Raw genomic sequence first — 2,363 nt, forward strand, 5'->3', positions numbered from 1 at the left:
GCCGCAGCCGGCGACCCTGACCTGCGCCGCCGCCGAGGCGCTGGCGCGCTGGACGACCGAGGTCCAGGTCGCGGCCGAGCGCGAGCTGAAGCAGCCGCTGGCGGGGATCGCGATCGGCACCTCCTACGAGTGCCGCGGGCAGAACCACGACGTCGAGGCCAAGCTCAGCGAGCATGCCTTCGCCAACGGCGTCGACGTGATGAGCTTCACCTTCGCCGGCCGTCCGGCGATCGCCGTCGGGGCGATGGCCGACGGGTCGGCCGAGGGCCGCTTCCTCGATGCGGCGCGGTCGCGGGCCTGCGGGTTCTTCCGCACGGTGCTCGGCCCCGGCTCCAACGCGGCGCACGCCAACCACTTCCATCTCGACGAGCGCGAGCGGGCGGCCGGGCGCCGGCTGTGCCAGTGAGCTGTGCCAGCGGGGCCGTTCGCGAAAACCTGATGCCGCCGTGCCGTTTGGCGCGGAACGCCCACCCGTCGCCGACGCTTGATCGCCGTGGAGCGAACCGGCTCCGGGAGCCTCGACCATGACGTGCGGATTGACGACGCGGACCAGCCTCGCGGTCATCGCCCTGGCCTGCCTTGCCGTCCCCGGCGTCGCGGCGGCCCAGGGTTCGGGCAAGGGGTCGGGCAAGGACGAGCCTGCGCCGCCGAGCGCGCAGGCGATCCGGGACGCGACCTTCGCCGAGCCCCTCAAAGACGGCAAGAAGGGTGCAAGCCAGGACGAGACCAAGAAATCCGCCGCGTCGAAGGCGGACGACCAGCCCGATCCGCTGACGATCAAGGTGCAGGTTCTGCTCGACCGGGCGCGGTTCTTCCCCGGTGCGATCGACGGGCGTGACGGCGAGAACCTGCAAGGCGCGCTCTCGGCCTACGCGGTGGCGCAGGGCCTGCCCGCGACGAAGACGCTGACCAAGGACGTCTTCGACAAGCTCGCCGGCGCCGGCGGCGACCCGGTGGTGACCGACTACACCATCACCGAGGCGGACGCGGCCGGCCCCTACGTCGAGAAGATCCCGCCCAAGATGGAGGCGCAGGCCGACCTCGAGTCGATGGGCTACACCAACCCGCGTGAAATGCTGGCCGAGCGCTTGCACATGAGCCGCGACCTCCTGAGCCAGCTCAACCCGGACAAGCCGCTGGACAAGGCCGGTACGGTGGTCCTGGTCGCCGGCGTCCAGCCGATGGGCCTCGACAAGCCCAAGGCCAAGGACCTGCCGCGGGAGCCGAAGGTCGACCGCGTCGAGGTCGACAAGAGCAGCCGCGACGTGCGCGCCTTCGACAAGGCGGGCAAGCTCCTGGCCTATTACCCCGCCTCGATCGGCAGCGAGGAGAAGCCTGCGCCGAGCGGCGAGACCAAGGTGAAGGGCGTCGCCTTCGACCCATCCTACACCTACGATCCGAAGTATCGCTTCAAGGGCGTGAAGACCCACAAGAAGTTCTCGATCCGCCCCGGCCCGAACAACCCCGTCGGCCTGGTCTGGATCGACCTCGCGATCCCCTCCTACGGCATCCACGGCACGCCGGAGCCCGAGAAGGTCGGCAAGACCGAGTCGCACGGCTGCATCCGCCTGACCAACTGGAACGCCCGCGACCTCGCCGCCCACGTCTCGCGCGGGGCGAAGGTGTCGTTCAAGGAGGATTAGCGGTCAGGCGGCCGAGAGGTGATCGAGCTCCACACCGGTCGAACGGTGCTCGGACGCATCGAGGATCTCGACCGCCACGATCCGTCCGGCCGCATCGAGATCGATGATGAGGCCGGGACGGACTTCCTCGCTCTCGACCACCGGAGCATCCGCGAAGCGGACGTAGAGCGCATCGGTCTCAGCGTCATACCGCGACTTCACGTGGGAGCCTCCGGCTGCGATCGAGGAAATCGGTGGTGATGCGCACCCCGCCCTCCGTGGGGACGTATACCACGCGGAGTATCCGTCCGTCGCGCTCCGGGACCGAGCGATAGGCGCGGATGCGTTCGGGGTGTTTCGGGTCCGGTTCGGCGACCTCCGGCTCCGTCACGGTGCGTTCGATCCACATGCGTTCCAGGGCACGATCCGCCAAGTTGTCGAGGGCGTGCGTTGCGTCAGTGATCCGCACGCGCCCTCCCCCCGCCGCGACGCAGGCAAGCGCCGTCAACGACGGCGCCGTCGAGACGTTATTGCTTTGATATCATAAAAATTCCTACGGACGCGAACCCTTGCGTGTCCGAGCGCGCTACCGCCGCAACACGCCCGCGACCGCGACCATCGCCGCATCGCACAGGAAGGCCAAGGCCGCGGTGGCGGCGGCGCCCTGCAGCATCGGCACGGTGTTCTGGTTCTGCAGGCCGGCGACGATCGGCGTGCCGAGCGTCGCGGCGCCCGCCAGCG

General features: G+C 69.6%; 4 protein-coding genes and 1 pseudogene. 2 read left to right on the forward strand and 3 right to left on the reverse strand.

What is annotated here, in order from left to right; translation table 11 throughout:
* A partial coding sequence (locus FV222_RS23395; protein WP_147815763.1) for an extensin family protein occupies window positions 1-406 on the forward strand: 406 nt, incomplete at its 5' end.
* A 118-nt stretch (window positions 407-524) separates the two neighbouring features.
* On the forward strand, window positions 525-1,643 hold the full coding sequence (locus FV222_RS23400; protein ID WP_147815764.1) for a L,D-transpeptidase: 1,119 nt from the start codon (window positions 525-527) through the stop codon (window positions 1,641-1,643).
* A 3-nt stretch (window positions 1,644-1,646) separates the two neighbouring features.
* On the opposite strand, the gene FV222_RS23405 is transcribed toward FV222_RS23400, so the two are convergent.
* From FV222_RS23405 to FV222_RS32055, 3 genes and pseudogenes are all read right to left on the reverse strand, one after another.
* Window positions 1,647-1,844, reverse strand: a complete 198-nt coding sequence (locus FV222_RS23405; protein ID WP_147815765.1) for a DUF2283 domain-containing protein — start codon at window positions 1,842-1,844, stop codon at window positions 1,647-1,649.
* Window positions 1,828-2,091 (reverse strand): DUF4258 domain-containing protein, encoded by a 264-nt coding sequence (locus FV222_RS23410; RefSeq protein ID WP_147750743.1) that lies wholly within the window; start codon window positions 2,089-2,091, stop codon window positions 1,828-1,830. The genes FV222_RS23405 and FV222_RS23410 overlap by 17 nt, the downstream gene beginning before the upstream one ends.
* A gap of 117 nt (window positions 2,092-2,208) precedes the next feature.
* Window positions 2,209-2,363, reverse strand: a pseudogene (locus FV222_RS32055) (ABC transporter permease); the annotation flags it as partial.

It is taken from the genome of Methylobacterium sp. WL103 (assembly GCF_008039885.1).
Lineage (GTDB): Bacteria > Pseudomonadota > Alphaproteobacteria > Rhizobiales > Beijerinckiaceae > Methylobacterium > Methylobacterium cerastii.